This window comes from Staphylococcus ureilyticus (assembly GCF_025558845.1).
Classification (GTDB): domain Bacteria; phylum Bacillota; class Bacilli; order Staphylococcales; family Staphylococcaceae; genus Staphylococcus; species Staphylococcus ureilyticus.
Genome location: NZ_CP094825.1, coordinates 1987635 through 2007388, shown reverse-complemented (window position 1 = coordinate 2007388; position 19754 = coordinate 1987635). Strand labels below are relative to the sequence as shown.

18 protein-coding genes and 2 pseudogenes are annotated in these 19754 nt (G+C 31.2%); 13 read left to right on the top strand and 7 right to left on the bottom strand.

Annotation, left to right across the window (positions count from 1 at the left end; genetic code table 11):
* Positions 1-41 precede the first annotated feature (41 nt).
* Together MUA21_RS10055 and MUA21_RS10050 are read left to right on the top strand one after the other, a co-directional pair.
* Complete coding sequence (locus tag MUA21_RS10055) at positions 42-1094, top strand: ABC transporter permease (protein ID WP_262561189.1); 1053 nt, start codon at positions 42-44, stop codon at positions 1092-1094.
* Positions 1094-1762, top strand: coding sequence for an ABC transporter ATP-binding protein (locus MUA21_RS10050; RefSeq protein ID WP_262561188.1), 669 nt, complete (start codon positions 1094-1096; stop codon positions 1760-1762). Before MUA21_RS10055 ends, MUA21_RS10050 begins: the two co-directional genes overlap by 1 nt.
* Before the next feature lie 160 nt (positions 1763-1922).
* Here MUA21_RS10050 and MUA21_RS10045 read toward each other — a convergent pair whose 3' ends face one another.
* Positions 1923-2894 (bottom strand): YdcF family protein, encoded by a 972-nt coding sequence (locus tag MUA21_RS10045; RefSeq protein ID WP_019468866.1) that lies wholly within the window; start codon positions 2892-2894, stop codon positions 1923-1925.
* Between the two features lie 224 nt (positions 2895-3118).
* Between MUA21_RS10045 and tcaR the strand changes: the two genes are divergently transcribed.
* From tcaR to tcaB, 3 genes are all read left to right on the top strand, one after another.
* Positions 3119-3583, top strand: a complete 465-nt coding sequence (gene tcaR, locus MUA21_RS10040; RefSeq protein WP_019468867.1) for a MarR family transcriptional regulator TcaR — start codon at positions 3119-3121, stop codon at positions 3581-3583.
* Positions 3584-3948: 365 nt separating this feature from the next.
* Entirely contained in the window at positions 3949-5334 is a 1386-nt protein-coding gene (gene tcaA / locus MUA21_RS10035) for a membrane-associated protein TcaA (RefSeq protein ID WP_262561184.1), read from the top strand.
* Positions 5335-5602: 268 nt separating this feature from the next.
* A complete protein-coding gene (gene tcaB / locus MUA21_RS10030; RefSeq protein ID WP_262561182.1) occupies positions 5603-6805 on the top strand; it encodes a putative multidrug effflux MFS transporter TcaB in 1203 nt (400 codons plus the stop codon).
* 361 nt (positions 6806-7166) lie between these two features.
* Here tcaB and MUA21_RS10025 read toward each other — a convergent pair whose 3' ends face one another.
* On the bottom strand, positions 7167-7715 hold the full coding sequence (locus MUA21_RS10025) for a TetR/AcrR family transcriptional regulator (RefSeq protein WP_107525387.1): 549 nt from the start codon (positions 7713-7715) through the stop codon (positions 7167-7169).
* A gap of 126 nt (positions 7716-7841) precedes the next feature.
* Between MUA21_RS10025 and MUA21_RS10020 the strand changes: the two genes are divergently transcribed.
* Positions 7842-8489 carry an HlyD family secretion protein gene (locus tag MUA21_RS10020; RefSeq protein ID WP_107525388.1) on the top strand — a complete coding sequence of 216 codons (648 nt, stop codon included), beginning with the start codon at positions 7842-7844 and terminating at the stop codon, positions 8487-8489.
* A gap of 12 nt (positions 8490-8501) precedes the next feature.
* The gene (locus MUA21_RS10015) at positions 8502-10376 is read left to right on the top strand and encodes a DHA2 family efflux MFS transporter permease subunit (protein ID WP_262561181.1); all 1875 of its coding nucleotides are present in this window, start codon (positions 8502-8504) and stop codon (positions 10374-10376) included.
* A 366-nt stretch (positions 10377-10742) separates the two neighbouring features.
* On the opposite strand, the gene MUA21_RS10010 is transcribed toward MUA21_RS10015, so the two are convergent.
* Positions 10743-11378 carry a hypothetical protein gene (locus tag MUA21_RS10010; protein ID WP_262561179.1) on the bottom strand — a complete coding sequence of 212 codons (636 nt, stop codon included), beginning with the start codon at positions 11376-11378 and terminating at the stop codon, positions 10743-10745.
* A gap of 273 nt (positions 11379-11651) precedes the next feature.
* Here MUA21_RS10010 and MUA21_RS10005 point away from each other — a divergent pair, with 273 nt between their 5' ends.
* A complete protein-coding gene (locus MUA21_RS10005) occupies positions 11652-12557 on the top strand; it encodes an alpha/beta hydrolase fold domain-containing protein (RefSeq protein WP_107525391.1) in 906 nt (301 codons plus the stop codon).
* Between the two features lie 137 nt (positions 12558-12694).
* Here the strand turns inward: MUA21_RS10005 and MUA21_RS10000 are convergent, their stop codons facing one another.
* Both MUA21_RS10000 and MUA21_RS09995 read right to left on the bottom strand, forming a co-directional pair.
* Entirely contained in the window at positions 12695-13102 is a 408-nt protein-coding gene (locus MUA21_RS10000; RefSeq protein WP_107525392.1) for a hypothetical protein, read from the bottom strand.
* Positions 13103-13114: 12 nt separating this feature from the next.
* Positions 13115-13582 carry a thioesterase family protein gene (locus MUA21_RS09995; RefSeq protein WP_064209339.1) on the bottom strand — a complete coding sequence of 156 codons (468 nt, stop codon included), beginning with the start codon at positions 13580-13582 and terminating at the stop codon, positions 13115-13117.
* Positions 13583-13879: 297 nt separating this feature from the next.
* On the opposite strand from MUA21_RS09995, the pseudogene corA reads away from it, so the two are divergent.
* Together corA and fni are read left to right on the top strand one after the other, a co-directional pair.
* A pseudogene (gene corA, locus MUA21_RS09990) lies at positions 13880-14671 on the top strand (magnesium/cobalt transporter CorA); the annotation flags it as partial.
* A gap of 71 nt (positions 14672-14742) precedes the next feature.
* Positions 14743-15789 (top strand): type 2 isopentenyl-diphosphate Delta-isomerase, encoded by a 1047-nt coding sequence (gene fni, locus MUA21_RS09985; RefSeq protein ID WP_262561178.1) that lies wholly within the window; start codon positions 14743-14745, stop codon positions 15787-15789.
* Between the two features lie 221 nt (positions 15790-16010).
* Here the strand turns inward: fni and MUA21_RS09980 are convergent.
* Positions 16011-16211, bottom strand: a pseudogene (locus MUA21_RS09980) (IS5/IS1182 family transposase); the annotation flags it as partial.
* 239 nt (positions 16212-16450) lie between these two features.
* Positions 16451-17656 carry a sodium/glutamate symporter gene (gene gltS / locus MUA21_RS09975; protein ID WP_107525396.1) on the bottom strand — a complete coding sequence of 402 codons (1206 nt, stop codon included), beginning with the start codon at positions 17654-17656 and terminating at the stop codon, positions 16451-16453.
* A 351-nt stretch (positions 17657-18007) separates the two neighbouring features.
* On the opposite strand from gltS, the gene MUA21_RS09970 reads away from it, so the two are divergent.
* From MUA21_RS09970 to MUA21_RS09960, 3 genes are read left to right on the top strand one after another with little or no spacing between them, the layout of a single operon-like run.
* On the top strand, positions 18008-18331 hold the full coding sequence (locus tag MUA21_RS09970; RefSeq protein WP_046208522.1) for a PadR family transcriptional regulator: 324 nt from the start codon (positions 18008-18010) through the stop codon (positions 18329-18331).
* On the top strand, positions 18324-18884 hold the full coding sequence (locus MUA21_RS09965; protein WP_073343963.1) for an HAAS signaling domain-containing protein: 561 nt from the start codon (positions 18324-18326) through the stop codon (positions 18882-18884). The genes MUA21_RS09970 and MUA21_RS09965 overlap by 8 nt, the downstream gene beginning before the upstream one ends.
* The gene (locus tag MUA21_RS09960) at positions 18881-19684 is read left to right on the top strand and encodes a DUF4097 family beta strand repeat-containing protein (RefSeq protein ID WP_262561176.1); all 804 of its coding nucleotides are present in this window, start codon (positions 18881-18883) and stop codon (positions 19682-19684) included. The genes MUA21_RS09965 and MUA21_RS09960 overlap by 4 nt, the downstream gene beginning before the upstream one ends.
* Positions 19685-19754 lie beyond the last annotated feature (70 nt).

Sequence of the window (19754 nt, the reverse complement as noted above, 5' to 3'; positions counted from 1 at the left end):
TTAAACTTTAAATATAAGTTCTTGAAAGGGAGTGAAACACTATGAAATTGGCATGGCAAGAGATAAAATATTATAAATTTCGTTATATATTAATCATGTTAATTATATTGTTATTAGGTGTTATGGTTTTATTTATTAGTGGGTTGGCACAAGGTTTAGCAAGAGAAAATATTTCTATGTTAGATAATATGAAGTCAGAAAAATATGTGATGCAAAATAACAAAACACCACAAATCGAAAAATCAATTATTAAACCAGAACAGCAAGAGAAAATTGAAGATATTAGTGGACAGTCACCTTTAAAAATAGCATCTCAAACTTTGAAAATTGATAAAGATGAAGAAGATGTTGTTATGACGAATACAGTGAAAAATGAAAAACCAGAATTGTCAGAAGGACATTATCCTAAAAAAGGCAATGAAGTTGCAATTAATAGTAAATTAACTGCAAGTGGGGTAGATGTTGGAGACAACATTAAAATTAAAGACGGTGAAACGTTAAAAGTATCAGGTATTTTGGATGACACAATGTATGCTCATAGTTCAGTGGTTATGATGAATAATAGTGGATTTGATAAATTGAATAAAAATGTAAGTACCGTTTATCCAATTCAAGATATGTCACAAAAACAGATAAATAAATTAGAAGATATTAATGGTATCGATGTATTTACGGAAGACGATATCACAAGTGAAATACCGAGTTACCAAGCAGAACAAGCACCACTTAATATGATGATAGTTAGCTTGTTTGTTATTTCTGCTATAGTTCTGAGTGCATTTTTCTATGTTATGACGATACAAAAAATTCCAGAAATCGGTATTTTAAAAGCAATTGGTATCAAAACAAGACATTTACTAAGTGCTTTAGTATTACAAATATTAATAACTACAATGGTTGCAGTGATAATTGCTGTTGCATTAATTAGTGGTTTATCATTAATAATGCCAATTTCTATGCCTTTCCACGTAACTGTTGCGAATATATTATTAGTCGTAGGCATTTTCATCGTTGTTGCAATTGTTGGCGCAGCACTATCATTTATTAAATTATTTAAAGTAGACCCTATTGAAGCTATTGGAGGTGGAGAATAATGAGTTTACAAGTTAAAGATATAAAAAAATCCTTTGGGAAAGGTTCTTCCGAAACTAAAGTTTTAAAAGGGATTAATTTTGAAGTGAATAAAGGAGAATTTGTAATTTTAAACGGTGCTTCAGGCTCAGGTAAAACAACGCTTTTAACTATTTTAGGTGGGCTATTGTCACAAAGTAGTGGTGAAATATTATATAATGGTGAGCATTTATATGATAGTGATAAAAAAGCTTCTGAGCTAAGACTAAATGAAATTGGATTTATATTTCAATCTTCACACTTAGTACCTTATTTAAAAGTTAAAGATCAGTTAACAACAATAGGTAAAGAAGCAGGTATGTCTAAAAAAGAAGCCACTGATAGATCAGAAAAACTATTAACACAAATCGGTTTAGCAGAACAGCTCAACGTATTTCCACACACACTTTCAGGCGGACAAAAGCAACGTGTTGCCATCATGAGATCATTGATGAATCATCCGAAAATAATCTTAGCTGACGAACCAACTGCAAGTTTAGACGCTGAACGTGCCACAGAAGTAATAGATATGATTAAAAATCAAATTCAAAGTAAAAATATGATTGGTATTATGATAACGCACGATAAAAGACTATTTGATTATGCTGATAGAGTCATCGAATTAGATGATGGTGTCATCGTTGATCAATAGTATAATTAAATGAACCGTAATATAATTATGATTCCTAAATAAATGAAGTGGGACAGAAATCTTTTAATAAAATTAGACTTCTGTCCCGCTCTTTTTCTATGAAGAAAACACTATATTCTATTGTAAAGAGGATGCACAAATTATTTTGTGTATAGTGGCTTTAAATGGATGGAATATGCCACAACGCCATCATACTTGCCCAAAATAACACTACAAAGTAACAAGTTAGTAAAAGCTTATATTGGTACATGATTGCTAAAAAATCCCTAATTAATGCAATTTCAAAGAAATGATAAGGTGTATGACTGCCGACACCTTTTAAGTTGAGGTTTAATTTTTGTCCAAACCTTAAAGCGCGCATAATATGAAATTGACTTGTGACACATAGGATACTTGGTTCATATCTATATAATTGTTGAATGAGCACTTTTGTATATTTAAGGTTTTCTAAAGTGCTCGTAGACTGGTCTTCAAGTACTATCATTGAAGGATTAATATTTCTTTGTACTAAGTATCGATACATAGCCAAGGCCTCTGAAATTGGTTCGTCAGGACCTTGTCCACCACTTACAATGAGTCGAGCATTTGGATTTAAATGGTGTAATGCTATAGCTTTGTTTAATCTTTTAGCTAGCATAGGTGTTACTTGATCAGTAAAAATACCTGCGCCTAACACCAATATGACATCAAAGTCTTCTTTGTATGTAACATTTGAAAATGCAGATGTGCAAAGCGCATAACAAATGAAGGTGAAACATGCACTAAATGCAATAGCAGCTAACCAATAAAAAATCACATTGATACCTACAGGTATTAGACTAATATAAGCACAAGCAATCATAAATAGTAATACTCTATATGCAATAGCATACAAACGGCGCAAAAAAAGTGCGCTTAATCTATGTTTAAATAGATGATGATGTTTGATGTGTATTAACAACACGCCAACAAACATAGTGAATATGAGTGGCATAGGCAAAGATAACTTACCTACATGTAAGATGATTACAAAGTAACCTAAAATAATTTGAATTACAAAAAAAGTTAAATTAGTAGTGAATTTGAAATTTTTAATCATAGCAATAAAACCACATAAAATAATTAAACTTATAATTAAAGACAACGTATACATGGTTCACCCCGAAAGTTTATAATATTTTAAATGTAGAGCAATTATTAAAATTAATCAAATTTTAATGGTATTGTATTTTGTAATTTGGCTAGATTTAACAATTAAAAAACGCAGTGAATACAAATTTCTGCTTTTATACCATCTCGAATATTGATATTATAAACATAATATAAAAAAAATAACGTTTACTTATGTGAGCTAGAATAGTAGAGGTGCGAGAAGTTATGGTTAAAAATTTAAGTAGTCATATTGATTTTATGGGTGAATTTATAAATGATGTGAATACTTTGTTAGCTAAATTGTTAAAAGAATTAAGAGAAGACTATAACGTATCAAAAGAGCAGGCCAATGTTATATTAATGTTAGAAAACGAAAAAACCATGACGCTAACTGAAATAACTGAAAGACAAGGCGTAAATAAAGCTGCCGTTAGCCGGAGAATCAAAAAATTAATACAAGCAGAAGTAGTTCAATGGGAGAAAGCAGAAGAAAATACAGATCAAAGATTAAAATATATTAAATTAACAGAAAGAGGCAAACAATTTAATAAACAAAGTAAGGAAATTATCAATACGATTGTCAGTGATATTTTACACGACTTGTCTGATGAACAAATCGAACAAGCACGTTATGTTTTAGAAATTATTGACCAAAGATTAAAAAATTTCAATTTGAAGCACAGTATTTAATAGTATAAGCAATGAAAGTATTTAAAAGCAAAGCTAAATACATTTAATTAAAATCATGATTCAACAACCGGAATGACGTACCCAAGTTAAAATGATTCATTTGAAGTGCATAATTAAAAGCTTAAGCTATATAAGATGAAAGAAAAAATCATAGAAGATATAAGAAGACATTGGACTAATGATGTATATCTTTTACTGATTTATATACATATAATAGAAATAAGGTAGCGTAAAAATAAATTTCACTTTATTAAAAAACTACAAAAAATTGGTGGAAATGGCTTGATAATGCCATATAGTTTATAAATATATTATGTTAAAATAACGGGATAATGTAAAAAATAAGGACTGAGCGTGGTGATAAAATGCAAAAGTGCCCTAAATGTGGGGGAAATATAAGGATAGGACAACGAAGATGTAGTCATTGTGGCTATCGTATAGAGTCGACAAGTAACGAAAAAATGACTCGAACTTCAAAAGAAAACAAAAAAACTGTTAATAGCAAAGCAAGGAAAATTATTCCCTGGGGTATTGCAGCTTTTATCATTATTCTGCTGGTGATTATATTTATCTTATTGAAAAATTTTAATTCGCCGGAAGCACAATCGGAAATATTAATTAATGCAGTAGATAATAATGATATTCAAAAATTATCAACTTTATTAAGCACACAAAATAATAGTGTGGATGAAAATGAGGCTAAAGCTTATATTAAATATATAAAAAAAGAAGTTGGCATGAAACAATATACAAAAGATATTAAACAAAAAGTAGCATCTTTAAATAATAATGAGACGAGTGAGGAAGACTTTGTAACAGCCAAAAATGGTGAAAAAGTTTTGCGTATCAGTAAAAATGGGCGACGTTATTTGATATTTGATAACATGAGTTTTACAGCACCTACAAAAGAAGCGATTGTAAAGCCTAAGTACGATGCAACATATAAATTTAAAGCAAATGATAAGCAAAGAACCGTTCACGCACAGAAGAATAAGACGACGGTACTTGGTGAATTCATACCAGGTGATTACGTTATCGAGTCTAAAAAGGAAATGGCTAACGGACAGTTTAGTGGTGAACTCAAATTTAATTTTAATAATAGTAATCATGAAACAGTTGACGTTTCAGAAGATTTTAATGAAGCTTATATTGTCTTAGATTTAAAAGGCGCATCAGAAATTGATAAAGATACGGTTAAAGTGAAAGTAAATGATAAAACATATGACTATAATAATAATAAAGAAATAGGACCATATCCAAAAACACAAGAATTAACAGTTTCTGCCGAAGGTGAAGCGAAGAAAAAGACATTTAAATCAGCTGAAACGACTGTTAAAACGGATAACTTGAAAGATAAAACATATGTAACATTGAATTTTGATGGTGATGAAATTCAAGATTATGTTGATAAAAAAGAAAAAGAAGAAAATAGTTTCAGAAATAAGGTGGTTCGTTTTTTCGGTAATTATACTGCTGCAATGAATAACGCGCATAGCCAAAGTAACTTTAATTTAGTTTCATCTTATCTGAAAAAGAATAGCAATAACTACAAGTCTACAAAAAATCAAGTGAAAGAAAATGCTATTTTTTATTTACCACAGCCACAAATCACTGAAATTGTGAGACAAGGTGAAACATTTTATATAACTGCTCAAACCGTCAAAGAAGACGGACAGTATGGCGAAGTGAACTATCAACTTGAAGGCAATGATGATGCCAGTAATCTCAAGGTAGTGAAATATTCGGAATAGTAATGTAGTGAAATGCTTGTCAATATCACTTTGATAAATGTAGTAGTAGAAAAATAGAGCAATTTGAGAATAAACTCATTCTGACTCATGTATAAGCGTCAATTTCTATAACAGTTAGTAGAAATTGACGCTTTCTTTGTTTTTGAGCTAAAGCTATAATGGTAATAATGCTTATTCATAATATTGTAATAAGTCAGTAAGAAATACGTAATTAAATGTAGTTATCGTCGAATTGAGTATTTTAAGTAATATTTGAAGGAGTTATAAGATGTCAGACAATCAACAACAAAAGCAATCACTTATTTTTATTTTAATTCTAGGTGCATTAACTGCAATTGGTGCTTTATCTATAGATATGTTTTTACCTGGTTTACCTCAAATTCAGACAGATTTTAATACGACAACTTCAAATGCACAATTAACTTTATCTTTATTTATGATTGGCTTAGCTGTTGGGAATTTATTTACTGGTCCTATTTCTGATTCCATCGGACGTAAACAACCACTTATGATTGCGATGTTGTTATTTACATTAGCAAGTTTAGGAATTATTTTTGTAAACAATATTTGGTGGATGATCATTTTAAGATTTGTGCAAGGTTTTTGTGGAGGCGCAGGCGCAGTTATTTCTAGAGCAATATCAAGCGATTTATACAGTGGTAAACAATTAACGAAATTTTTAGCTTTACTCATGTTAGTCAATGGCGTCGCACCTGTATTAGCACCCGCTTTAGGTGGTGTGATCTTATCATTTTCAACTTGGCATATGGTGTTTGTCGTACTTACCATATTTGGCATGCTCATGTTTTTTGGAACAATGTTTAAAGTGGAAGAAACATTATCAATTGAACATTGGGATAGTCCTCATATGGGAAGTATTTTTAAGAATTTCATACAATTATTAGGAACACCACGTTTTGTATTACCAATGTTGATTCAAGGGGTTACGTTTATCATATTGTTTAGTTATATTTCAGCCTCTCCATTTATTACTCAACATATTTATGGTATGTCTCCACAGCAATTTAGTATTATGTTTGCAGTTGTTGGTATAAGTCTGATTGTTTCAAGTCAATTGACTGGTAAGTTGGTTGATTTTATAAATAGGCAAATGTTATTACGAATTTTGACATTGATTCAATTAGTAGGAATTCTGAGTGTAACGTTTACTTTAGTAAATCACTCGTCAATATGGATTTTATGCTTTGGTTTTATTATTCTTGTTGCACCGGTTACTGGTGTAGCAACACTGGGATTTTCTATAGCAATGGATGAACGTACTGGGGGTAATGGAAGCGCATCAAGTTTACTTGGACTTATCCAATACTTATTAGGTGGGGTGATTTCACCTCTCGTAGGTTTAATGGGAGAAGAAAATTATGTACCTTATGTCACAATTATCCTAATTGCAGGTATATTACTCATAGTGTTGCAAGTGATGAGTTATTTTGTATTTAGAACAAGCAAGTGAGCCTAAGAGAGGATGAAATAAAATCATTGTATTATTTTGGTAAGTAGCTGGTGCATGTGTTTTAAGTCAAGTACTTTAAGTTGATTTAAACATGTGCTTACATTCATGGATGTAGCAATAATGTCATTTTAAACAAATTAGATTTTTAAACCACGCTAATTTATTTTGCAGGAATGGTTCGAAGTGGCGAAGGCTAGAATTTTGCTAAACCATGGTGAAGTATAGCATTGACATGATGTTGCATGGTAGGTATCAAGCTGTTCTATATATTTGAATTAGAAATAATCTAAGACTATTAAACTTCTATTATTTTGTAGAAATTTAGTAGTCTTTTTAATTAGATCATTTATTAGGAAATGACTTAACGATTCAATTTAATTGTATTAGCTAATAAAATTTGAGCTAAATCATTTACCGGTTGATTGCATCCTTCTTTAATCCAAGTATAAACAAGACCCATTTGGCCACCTAGTGCGTAAATTACAAATTGTTTTTTATTTATAACACTGGTATAGTCATCCAAAATTTTAATATAGGTATCACGCGTGGCATGCATATATTCAAAAAACAAGTCTCGATTAGGATATGTGACTAAAATAGCATGGAAATAGCCATAATGGCGCTTAATATAGCGTAAAATGATTTTGAAAAACTGATATAGTTTCGAATAATTATCTGCAATCTCTTCTGAACTTTTATATAGATTTTCTAATAGTTTTTTATATTTCTGAATATGGTGTGACTGTATTGTAGCTAAAAGATCATATTTATCTACGAAGTAATCATAAAAAGTTGTCCTATTTATATCACTATATGCACATAACACTTTGATAGTTATATTTTCAAACGGATGTAACTCTAGTAATGCAATCATATTATGGATGATTTTACGTTTAGCATTTTGTTTCATAATAACTCCTTCATAGAACATAAATAACGTACCCAACACATTTTATTTAAGTGTCGGTATACTTTTAAATTTCATCTCTTTATAATATACAAGGTGAATTTTAAATGCAAATAGGAGGAAAGTATCATGAAGAAAATGGTATTAATCAATGTCATTACCATTGTTGTACTTGTAATTATTGGTGTCGTAGGATTCCATTTTTATAATCAAGCAACATCTTTTGTAAGTACGGATAATGCTAAAGTGGATGGAGAACAAATTAAAATATCAGCTCCAGCTTCTGGCGAAATCAAATCGCTTGATGTCAAAAATAATGAAAAATTAAGCAAAGGTGATAAAGTTGCAGAGATTGCTGCTAAAGGTGAAGGCGGTCAATCTCAAGACATGAGTATTAAAATGCCTAAAGATGGCACAATTGTAAAAGTTGATGGCATGGAAGGTTCAATAGCTCAAGCTGGCACACCAATCGCTTACGCTTATAATTTAGATGATTCTTATATAACTGCTAACGTGGATGAAAAAGATATTGCAGACGTTGAGGAAGGTAAAGATGTAAATGTTAAATTAGATGGTGAAGACGCTGAATTAAAAGGTAAAGTAGAAGAAGTAGGCAAAGCAACTGCTTCAAGCTTTTCAATGATGCCTTCATCAAACAGTGATGGCAACTATACAAAAGTATCACAAGTGGTACCAGTGAAAATTTCACTAGATTCAAAACCATCTAAAAATGTTGTTCCAGGAATGAACGCTGAAGTAAAAATTCATAAAAATTAAGGGGGTCTTAAAATGACAATGACCTTCATTATTGTTTACGTAGTCATAGCGCTCATTCTTGTCGGCGGACTAAATTTCTTTATCATGAAAAGAAATAAGCAAAAATCTGCCAGAAAAATGGAACAATCTAAGCATGAAAGCATTGCTTCTAACGAAAGTTATCAATCTAAATTTAAAGTTAAAGACGACAAAACAACAACAGAAAATCAAGAACTAAACAAAGATGAATCAATAGACGAAAAGCCAGAAAAGGCAACGCACTCTGACAGTGACGCTACTGAATCATCGACACAACATGATTCGGATCATGAACAAATCAATCCGAATTCTGAAGAAGCACAGGTAAATGAAAAGCTGAAAGCTAAACATAGTTCATTTATGTTTGGAAAAGGCACTTCTCAAGGTAAAGTTTTAATAGCGATGATTTTCGGTATGTTTATAGCTATATTAAACCAAACGTTATTAAATGTTGCTTTACCTAAAATAAATACAGATTTTAATATTTCTGCTAATACAGGTCAATGGCTTATGACAGGCTTTATGCTTGTGAATGGTATTCTAATACCAATCAGTGCTTATTTATTTAATAAATATTCGTATCGTAAATTATTCTTAATAGCGATGACATTATTCACGATTGGCTCGTTAGTCTGTGGTATATCAGGTTCATTTACAATAATGATGGTTGGCCGAGTACTGCAAGCTATTGGTGCAGGTGTCTTAATGCCACTCGGTACAAATGTATTTATGACTATATTCCCACCTGAAAAACGTGGCGCAGCAATGGGGACACTCGGTATAGCAATGATTTTAGCACCTGCAATAGGACCAACATTATCAGGTTATATTGTAGAAAATTATCATTGGAACGTGATGTTCTATGGCATGTTCATTATAGGGCTTATTTCATTGGCTATCGCTTATATATGGTTTAGAGTATATCAAGTTACTACAAACCCTAAAGCAGATATCCCCGGTATCATATTTAGTACAATTGGATTTGGTGCGTTATTATACGGCTTCAGTGAAGCGGGAAATAACACATGGAGTTCTCCAATAGTTGTAGTGTCGCTTATCATTGGTGTGATTTTTATTATTGCTTTTGTAATTAGAGAGCTTACAATGCGTGTGCCAATGCTAAGCATGGAAGTTTTAAAATACTCAGGTTTTACATTAACAACAGTTATTAACATGATTGTAACCATGAGTTTATTTGGTGGTATGATTTTATTACCACTTTACTTACAAAACTTAAGAGGTTTTACACCAGTACAATCAGGTTTATTATTATTACCAGGTGCTCTAATAATGGGTGTAATGGGCCCAATAGCAGGAAAATTATTAGATACGATAGGTATTAAACCACTAGCTTTAGTAGGGACAGCCATTATGACTTATGCTACGTGGGAATTAACAAAATTAAATATGAATACAACGTATGGTCATTTAATGGTTATTTATATTATTCGTTCATTTGGTATGAGTTTTATCATGATGCCAATAATGACTGCTGGTATGAACGCATTACCGCAAAGACTCATTGCACACGGCAATGCATTAACTAATACATTGAGACAATTGGCTGGTTCAATTGGTACGGCATTACTGGTTACAGTTATGTCTACACAAACAACACAACATATTGCATCATATACACAGGATTTAGATAAAACAAATCCATTTATTAAAGACCGTTTACAAGAAATGGCTCAAGCAATGGGTGGAGAACAAATGGCAACTTCTCAAGTTTTAGAATTTGTGCAAAAGCTAGCTTCAATTAACGGCGTAAATAGTGCTTTCTTAATCGCTACTTTGTTAAGTGCGTTGGCATTTATTTTGAGCTTGTTCTTAAAAGGCAAGTCACATTACATTTCAAATGAAGAATAAGAAAAAGAATCAGTGATATAACATTTCTGACTAACGAAAAAGCGGCAATTTCTATAACAGTTGTATAGAAATTGTCGCTTTTTTAATCTTTAATAAAGTCTGCGTTACTATTTTCTTATAATGAATACTTTTGTGACTCAGATAATTACCAGTATTAAATACATTAAAAGTAAAAAGCCACGTGGTCTAAATAAATTTGATAATTAAGTTGAGTCCTTTTAGGTTTTGACTTTAATTTTATCAAATATATTAATCGATTGGTGCATCGATCTATAGGTATAAAAGAAACCCGAAAATGAACTTTGGCATACATTTTCGGGCTTAATATACTATATGTAGCAGCTTTTTGATAAAATTTGAACGAAGTTAAATTCTTGGTTTCCGATTTCTAAAGAATAAACTAATTAAAAGTAAAGCAATACTACAACTTAATAAAATAAAAGCGTTATGGATTGCATTTGCTTCTGTTAATATTTGGTTTGAATCAACAGTTATATAATATTGATTCATTGAATCGGCAATTCTTGTAGCAATATTTTTAATTAATGCAGAAAAACCAAAAGTAATTGCAAGCATGATCGCTATGATAAACATATTAACTATTTTCAAAATCGTTTTATTAAAAAATAATGTAAAAATAGTTAAGATTAAACTTAATATACAGGCGATAAAAAATATATAAAATACAAGTATTAAGCGATCAATACTTGTTTGTAAGTTATCAATGCTTTCTATATTTATATTTAAATGTGTTAAGTTATTGATGGTTTCTTGAAAATTCGTTAATTCTTTAAAATTAACCGATTTATCTACGAAAACTAAATTGAATATGGGCTCTTTAAACATACTGTAACCAGAAATTGCAACTAGAATTAAGACGATTACTTGTATAATAAGGCTAACCCAAGATTTTTTCTTTTTTCCATAGCGAGTGCCTCGTTGCATTGTTTCCTTCGTTAAAGTGTGTTCAAAATCTTTAAATTGGTGATTGTTTGCGGTCATAACTTACTCCTTTCATAACATTAGATGGGGGATCTAGTTATTTTATGACTTTTATTTTGTTATAATATGTGATAACTGTTACATTTTAACCAATGTAGTTGAATATTTTAATTTTTAGTATGAATTGTCATATTTTTAAAATTTCAATATCTATTATAACTTCTCGTTTATGTCGTTATTTTTATTTTATCATATAATTTATTTTAAATACTGAATTGAAACAAAAATTCTATAATTCTAAAATTTGTTACAAAAAGATAGGGATGATTATGTATGAAATCAAGACTAACAACAAAATTTGTTAATAAATACTTATTACCACATCGTTCAATTATATTTGATAACCAACAAAGCTTTGAAAAATTTTTACAAAAAAGATTAACGATGAATGAAAAAAAGCACAAACAACCTGAAACGTTAAATGTAAAATCAGATTTAGAAAAACAAATGATGGATGATATGCAGTTGTTCAGATTTCGTTTTAGACACAGCCAACAAAAGAAAATACTTTATATTCATGGTGGGTATAATATTTTACAGCCTTCAGCTTTTCATTGGAGATTTATGGATAAACTTGCATTAAGTACTTTATACGAAGTTGTATTGCCTATTTATCCAAAAGCACCTAAATATCATGTTGAGGATACATATGCTGCGATTCATAAAGTGTATCAACAATTATTAACAGAATGCAGTAATGAAGATATTATTGTGATGGGTGATGGTACTGGCGCTGCATTAGCGATGAGTTTTGTGCAACAATTAAAATCTAACAATCAACCTTTGCCAGCTAAATTGTACTTGTTTTCACCTATGTTAGATGCTCAATTGAATAATGAAAATATTACAGATGATTTAATCGATAAAGATGTCATCATAAATATAGAAGGTTTACAAAAAATTATGAAAGTATGGTCCAATAATCTTCCACTGAATGATAGTAGATTATCACCAATTTATGGAGAATTATTTGGTTTACCGCCTATATATATATTTGGTGGTGGAAGAGAGATTTATTTACCAGATATGAAAAGGTTAGCTTATATGTTAGAAGATATGCGTCAACCAGTACAACTGTATACCTTTAAAAAAATGGTGAATGCATTCGCATTATTACCTATTAGAGAATCTCATAAAGTTGTAAAAGAAATCGTCAATACAATTCATGATAAACGCTAATGCGTTAGCATATAACTGAATTCTAGAAGCATGATAAGCCTATAAAAAATTAAAAACAGAGGCGAGGTAGACATCAAACATAAATGTGTTGATATTGCCTTGCGTCTGTTTTTATATGTCCCAAATAGTTCATTGAATTAGTAGTGTTCGTTCATTATTGTATCAATGACAGTTAAAATAGTCTGTGTCCCTTTTAATTTATAGTAGAGTGCTATAAATTCATTGAAATCTTGCTTTGGCTCATCCATATTTTTAAATTCTGAGAGATTATTTTCATACAGTTGTTTTTCTTCTTGAACAAAAGTTCTGTAGCGTTGAACTAAATCTTCTTCTACATCAATTTGTTCGACTAATGAATGAATCGTATCTATCGCTTGTTTCTGACCTTGGTAATAACTGATATCAAATCCGCGCTTAATCAATTGATGATCAGGACCATTAATAACTAGCTGTTTGTTTTGGTTAAGTTCGCTAAGCGCAGCTTTCATATCATCGTTTAAATCATAAAGCTGCACTTTGATTGCGTCGATTACACTTTGTGACATCTTAAGCACTCCTTATCTTGAGATACCGATTTTATGACCTAATTGTTTAGGCCATTCGATTAATTGTTGATTATCATAATAATTGCTAACTTGGTCAGCAAATGATTTAGGGAAGGGCGCTGTTTTATTAATTGTGCGATCAATTCCTAACATCATTGCTTCATTTGTTGCTATATTAATACCATCTTGGTTCGTCATGATGGAAAAGAAATGCAAGCTTTTTTCATTATAATCATAGATGTAGATTGTAATGGTAAATGTATCACCTTCAGTTAATTCTGATAAATAAGCTGTTTGTTCTTCAACAGTGAATAATGTGTAATTTAACTTGTCACGTTCAGCTAAAGATAAGCCATGTGTATAATTAAATTGATTAATTGCCTCACTGAAAACCATATTATAGTTTGCATCATGTACATGCCCATTATGGTCAATCATATCAGGTGTCACATTGTTGGAAAATGTGAAAGGATTGCTCATCGTTACATCTCCTTTAATACTTTAATTGTTAGATTAAGCATATATATTAATTTTGCTAACCTAAGTTTACTAAAAATTGTATATAACATACACAAATAGCATTTCGTGATAAAATAAAGAAAATGATTATAGGGGTGACCTATGGCTATCACAATGAGATACTTATCGTCTGAAAATAAACTCACAAGCGCTAATTGTTTAGAAGATATTCCGAAAACAGCGCAGTTTATATGATGTGATTTTAATCAACCGACTGAGGCAGAAAATACATTTTTAAAAACACGTTTTAACTTTAATAAACTTGAAATTGATGATACAGTAAACGGGACACCGAGAGCTAAATACAAAGCTTATGACACATATCAGTACATCGTAGTACATGATGTGAAAACTGGAGATTTCAATGCAAAAGCATTAAATATTTTTATAAAAGATCGTTTACTTATTACATACCATCATCAACCTTTTGATATTTTAAAGAAGATTGAAACTACTATTAAAACACAAATGACAAATAACATTCTCCCAACTCATATATTTATCTTGGTGCTGGATTGTTTAGTAGACGGTTACTTTGATTTCATTTATGCTATCGAAGATAAGGTATATGAATTTGAAGATAGTGAAAATACAAAGGGTTCTATGAAGTTTGAGATGGACAATGTATTTAAGATACGATCGGAATTAATTAAATTAAAGCGCGTCATTTATCCCATGACAGAATTAGTCAATCAATTAAAAGAAAGTCATCAATTATTTTTAGATGATAAGAGCCAGCTTTATCTTCAACATATTGACGATCATATGATTAAGCAACAAAATATTTTGAAAATATGCCAAGAAATGACAAACGAAATAAAAGATAATTTGACATCCTATGCTTCATATAAAATGAATCGAATTATGCAAGTCCTCACCTTAGTGTCAGTTGTATTTTTACCGTTGACATTAATTACAGGTATTTATGGTATGAATTTTATAAACATGCCAGAATTAAAATGGCGATATGGTTATTATTTTGTCTTAGCACTAATGTTTTGTATTAGTATAGGTTGTGTGATTTATTTTAAAAAAGAAAAATGGTTTTAGTCTCATGGTATGAAATTAATGACGCAGTTTGAAAACTGACAAAATAAAAATTTTTGAGGTAGGAGTAAATAATGAGTGATTTAAAAAGAGAACAAAGAAAAAATGAACACGTTGAGATTGCAATGGCACAAACAGATGCTTCAATCTCAGATTTTGATGAAATTCGATTTGTACATGATTCTATTCCGAGTATAGATGTGAGTGATGTTAATCTTGAACATTCGCTAAAAGATTTCACGCTCAGTCAACCACTTTATATTAATGCGATGACTGGTGGCAGCGAATGGACGAAACAAATTAATGAAAAATTGGCAATCGTGGCACGTGAAAGTGGTATGGCAATGGCAGTAGGTTCTACACATGCGGCGTTACGTAATAGCGATATGGCATCATCATTTACAATCGTGCGTGAGGCCAATCCTGAAGGTATCATATTTAGTAACGTCGGCGCCGATGTGCCTGTTGATAAAGCTGTTCAATCAGTTCAATTACTTGATGCTCAAGCATTACAAGTACATGTCAATGCACCTCAAGAATTAGTCATGCCTGAAGGTAATAGAACTTTTTCTACATGGATGGACAATCTTGCACAAATTGTGAAGCGGATAGATGTTCCAGTGATTGTCAAAGAAGTAGGTTTTGGTATGAGTAAAGAAACAATCAAAAACTTAAATGAAATTGGCATAAGATATGTAGACGTGAGCGGACGTGGCGGTACGAACTTTGTAGATATTGAAAATGAAAGACGTGCCTACAAGGACATGGACTATTTAAGTATGTGGGGACAAACAACTGTGGAATCATTATTAGAAAGCACTGCTTATCAAAAAGATATGAATATACTTGCTAGTGGTGGCGTACGGTCTCCTTTAGATGCTGTGAAATGTTTAGCGCTTGGGGCAAGTGCGGTGGGTATGTCGCGCCCATTTTTAAATCAAGTTGAAAATTATGGTATTACAGAAACATTAAACTATACTGAGCAATTTACTGAACATATGAGAAAAATTATGACGATGTTAAATGCGCCTACGATAAATGATTTAAAACGCGCTAAATTGATTTTTGGCCCTAGATTACAATCTTGGATAGAGCAGCGTAATATCGATATTTATAATTAATATTTTATTGAAATTTATTTTAGTAAATCTAGTCATGAACTACTGTGTTACTTTCGTATATTAAATTATTGATGATTAAAGGTAAATTAAGAGAATCTTAGACATAAAGTTCTTGGACAAGTGACAAAGGCAATTTCTATTGAACAATATAGAAATTGCCTTTGTCTATATTGTTTTAATTATAATTGGCTCATTGAGTTACTACTTTTCTCATATTAAATACTATTAATACCAAGAAATAAAGATTCTAATAGGACATCTAATTTAAGATTTACTCTAAAACAATTCATTGTTTTATAAGACGGTGTTTGATTTTGTGAGAGCTACAACTTTTAGATACAATCATTAAGCAGTTTTTCAGTTACAAGACCAAAGCATTCAGATTGGCTGTATGCATGTAGAATAATTTTTAACATCATTTTGGTTGATATAAGACCTTGTTTTTGAGTATTTTAATGTGAAATGACATATGAATACGTTGTATTTTGGCGAGTCGCTTGAGGAAACAGGACAAGCTGAAGCTGCGCCTAAGAAAGCGAGCCAACAATATGAAGTATAGAAACAAATTAAGAAGCACTCCGATGAATTGAATCATCAGAGTGCTATTTTTTTAAGATCTATGTCTCAGAATCTTTCCTATGTTAAAAATCAAAATTCAGCATTAAAATAGATTGATAAATGTAGTAACGATTGGGACGCCAAGTAAATCAATCAAAAATGCACCTACAATCGGTACGACCAGATATGATTTTGGTGAAGCACCGAATTTTTTGGTAATAACATCTAAGTTTGCCATAGCGTTTGGAGTTGCACCTAGGCCATGACCAATAAACCCACCGATCATTACAGCTGCATCGTAATCTTTTCCTAAACCGCGGAATACGATAAATATTGAGAATAACACGATAAATACTACTTGTATTAAAACAATAATAATTAAAGGTAAAGCTAATTGATATATTTCTGTAAGTTGTATACTCATCAAAGCGATTGATAAGAAAAGGCTTAGTGATATGTCACTAATTTTATCAACGAATTTCATATCAATAAGATTTAAATTATTATATTCAGAAATATTGCGAATGATAACTGCTACAAACATTGCACCAACATATATAGGAATATTGATACCAGTTAATTCAGAGAATGTATTTCCTAAATATGAACCAATAGCCATACAAATAGTTACAATCGTAAATTGTAAGAAAAAGATGGTAGTAGAGTTCATGCGATTATGTAAGTATTCATTAGATTTCACGTTACCATAGTCTGTTGTTGTTTCTTCTGCATGTTCTGATTTTAAATTATACTTAGTTATTAAAAATTTTACTACAGGGCCACCGACTAAACCACCAGCTACAAGACCTAGTGTTGCTGCTGCTAAAGCTGCGGTCAATGCAGAATCAAACCCCATGTCTCGAATAGTTTGCCCATAAGCAGCTGCATTACCATGGCCACCTTCCATAGACATAGAACCAGCTGTTAAGCCTAATAATGGTGGAATGTTTAATACTTTTGCTAATGAAACACTAATTAGGTTTTGGAAGACTGCAAGAAAACCGCAGAATATAAAGTATAAAATGAGTACTTTTCCGCCCAAACGTAGTAACTTTAAAGAAGCGCCTAATCCAATTGTTGTAAAGAACGCAAGCATAAAGAAGTTTTGTATGAATTCAGAATCTAGTTTGATTGTTATAATGTTCGTAGATTGTAAAATTGCAACTAAAATCGAGAAGATTAAGCCTCCGATAACAGGTGCTGGGATACAAAGCTTTCTTAATATTGAAACATGATTAACAATAAATATACCTAACAGGTATAATAAACTTGCGATTGCTAAAGTAGTAATTGCATCTAGCTCTAGCATTTTCAATCCCCCTTATATTTCAAATGAAACTCTCCTGTGTGTCTTGTTATATGGATGGAGTCGTGTGCAAAATGACAATGAAGAAAGTGCTTACAAAACTCCATGCTATCTATTATACATATTTAAATCGCATAAATCTAGTTTGGAATTAAATACTAAATAGAATAAATAGTGATTGTTTTATTTGTAATCTTCAGACAATAATACTATTGTCTGATACGCAAAAATTAAAGGAGAATTAATCAGAGATATTTATAGCACAGTACCTTGCAATGTACAGTAGTGTGTGTTATATTCTGTTTGACAGCTACTGTGTAATGTATAGTACTGGTTTCCCATAGGAGGTAACATATGAATAGTCAATTTAAAAAAGGCGCACTTGAACTTATTGTGTTGCTAATAATCAAAAGAGATGACCAGTATGGTTACTCGCTCGTTCAAAATATTTCGAGGCATATGAGTATTGCAGAAGGAACAGTATATCCATTGTTACGAAGATTAGTGAAAAATGGAGAACTCACGACATACTACCAACCTTCTTCAGAAGGACCAGCAAGGAAGTATTATAAAGTGACTGACCAAGGTAATGACAGGTTAGCTGATTTATTACATGAATGGCGATCATTTTCAAGTATTGTAGAAATATTTATAAAGGAGAGTGAATGGAATGACTAAAAATGAATTTTTAAAACAATTGCATAAACATTTAAAACATGATTCTGATGCAGAACGACAAGATATTTTAAATGAATATGAAACACATTTTTATAGTGGACTAAAAGAAGGTAAATCAGAAGCACAAATTTCAGAGGAGTTAGGAGATCCTAGAACTTTAGCTAAAGAAATGAATGCGACAGCTGCTGTAGAAAAAGCTGCTGACAGTAAAAAATTTGGTGACGTAGGAAATGCCATTTTTGCAGTGATGGGTTTAAGTATATTAAATTTCTTTGTAATTTTAGTACCGTTTATTTTCGTATTGAGTATCGTTGTTTCACTGATTGTCACTACAATTTCATTCGTTTTAAGTCCAATATTGTTATTAGTGAAAGGGTTTTTAAGTGGGTTTGAAAATATATTACTTTTTGATGTTTATGCGATAGGTGCATTGTTCGGTATGGGATTAATGTTATTTGTGATTACGTATTTAATTACTAAAGCATTTTATTTAATTTGTGTGAAGTATCTCAAATGGAACATAAACGTGGTGAAAAGGAGTGGGGTTTCATGAAAAAAACACTAATTATCCTCTTCATAATTGGATTAATTATAACGATTGTTTGTGGCATTGGTGTGGTAAATCAGTTTCAAGTAGAAAGTGAAAAATCGAAAGAAGTCACTGAGAATTATCATAAAGTATATGATAATAATGCTGAGGTGAAAAAACTCAATGTAGATTTGAACAACAGTAATATAAAATTAAAAAGAGGAGATCAACTTAAAGTTGAATCACGAGGCACCAACGATAAAATAAATATGGATACTACGGTGAAAAACGGAACGTTATATGTGAAAGATAAACCCTTAGACAGCAATGTTGATATCACATTTATGGATTTTAAGCATAATGATGTCACGATTACTTTACCAAAATCATTAAGTCATTTAAATGTTAATACTGAATCCGGTTCGATTATGGTTGATCAGATAAAAGCGGATTATGCTAAATTATATGCGGATGTAGGGAAATTGAATATTAGTCATGCAAAATTTGACCGTTTAATTGCTGAGGTTGATGTTGCGGATATGCATGTGACAAAAACTCAATTTAATTCGGGTGAGTTCAAAGGTGATACTGGCTCAATTGATATCAAAGATATGCCAATTGATAAACCGGTTAAAGTGAAAACGGATGTGGGCGATATAACAATGGATTACACGGACAAACAGCCTAACAATACACGGATAGAATTTGATAGTGACGTAGGAGAGCTGGATATTAACAATCACTTGTTTAAAAACAAACAAGTAGGAAATGGATCAAATCTCATTCATATTAAAACAGATACAGGTGATGCTGAAATCAACTAAATCTGTAAGATTAATTATTAAGTAACAGTGTGTGAGCATAAGTCAATTGGATTTTGGCTCATGCTCACAT

What these genes read in the sequence shown, in the direction of transcription:
- MUA21_RS10055 (WP_262561189.1), top strand. Translation starts at nt 42, where the DNA reads ATGAAATTGGCATGGCAAGAGATAAAATATTATAAATTTCGTTATATA.
- MUA21_RS10050 (WP_262561188.1), top strand. Translation starts at nt 1,094, where the DNA reads ATGAGTTTACAAGTTAAAGATATAAAAAAATCCTTTGGGAAAGGTTCT.
- MUA21_RS10045 (WP_019468866.1), bottom strand. Translation starts at nt 2,894, where the DNA reads ATGTATACGTTGTCTTTAATTATAAGTTTAATTATTTTATGTGGTTTT.
- tcaR (WP_019468867.1), top strand. Translation starts at nt 3,119, where the DNA reads ATGGTTAAAAATTTAAGTAGTCATATTGATTTTATGGGTGAATTTATA.
- tcaA (WP_262561184.1), top strand. Translation starts at nt 3,949, where the DNA reads ATGCAAAAGTGCCCTAAATGTGGGGGAAATATAAGGATAGGACAACGA.
- tcaB (WP_262561182.1), top strand. Translation starts at nt 5,603, where the DNA reads ATGTCAGACAATCAACAACAAAAGCAATCACTTATTTTTATTTTAATT.
- MUA21_RS10025 (WP_107525387.1), bottom strand. Translation starts at nt 7,715, where the DNA reads ATGAAACAAAATGCTAAACGTAAAATCATCCATAATATGATTGCATTA.
- MUA21_RS10020 (WP_107525388.1), top strand. Translation starts at nt 7,842, where the DNA reads ATGAAGAAAATGGTATTAATCAATGTCATTACCATTGTTGTACTTGTA.
- MUA21_RS10015 (WP_262561181.1), top strand. Translation starts at nt 8,502, where the DNA reads ATGACAATGACCTTCATTATTGTTTACGTAGTCATAGCGCTCATTCTT.
- MUA21_RS10010 (WP_262561179.1), bottom strand. Translation starts at nt 11,378, where the DNA reads ATGACCGCAAACAATCACCAATTTAAAGATTTTGAACACACTTTAACG.
- MUA21_RS10005 (WP_107525391.1), top strand. Translation starts at nt 11,652, where the DNA reads ATGAAATCAAGACTAACAACAAAATTTGTTAATAAATACTTATTACCA.
- MUA21_RS10000 (WP_107525392.1), bottom strand. Translation starts at nt 13,102, where the DNA reads ATGTCACAAAGTGTAATCGACGCAATCAAAGTGCAGCTTTATGATTTA.
- MUA21_RS09995 (WP_064209339.1), bottom strand. Translation starts at nt 13,582, where the DNA reads ATGAGCAATCCTTTCACATTTTCCAACAATGTGACACCTGATATGATT.
- fni (WP_262561178.1), top strand. Translation starts at nt 14,743, where the DNA reads ATGAGTGATTTAAAAAGAGAACAAAGAAAAAATGAACACGTTGAGATT.
- gltS (WP_107525396.1), bottom strand. Translation starts at nt 17,656, where the DNA reads ATGCTAGAGCTAGATGCAATTACTACTTTAGCAATCGCAAGTTTATTA.
- MUA21_RS09970 (WP_046208522.1), top strand. Translation starts at nt 18,008, where the DNA reads ATGAATAGTCAATTTAAAAAAGGCGCACTTGAACTTATTGTGTTGCTA.
- MUA21_RS09965 (WP_073343963.1), top strand. Translation starts at nt 18,324, where the DNA reads ATGACTAAAAATGAATTTTTAAAACAATTGCATAAACATTTAAAACAT.
- MUA21_RS09960 (WP_262561176.1), top strand. Translation starts at nt 18,881, where the DNA reads ATGAAAAAAACACTAATTATCCTCTTCATAATTGGATTAATTATAACG.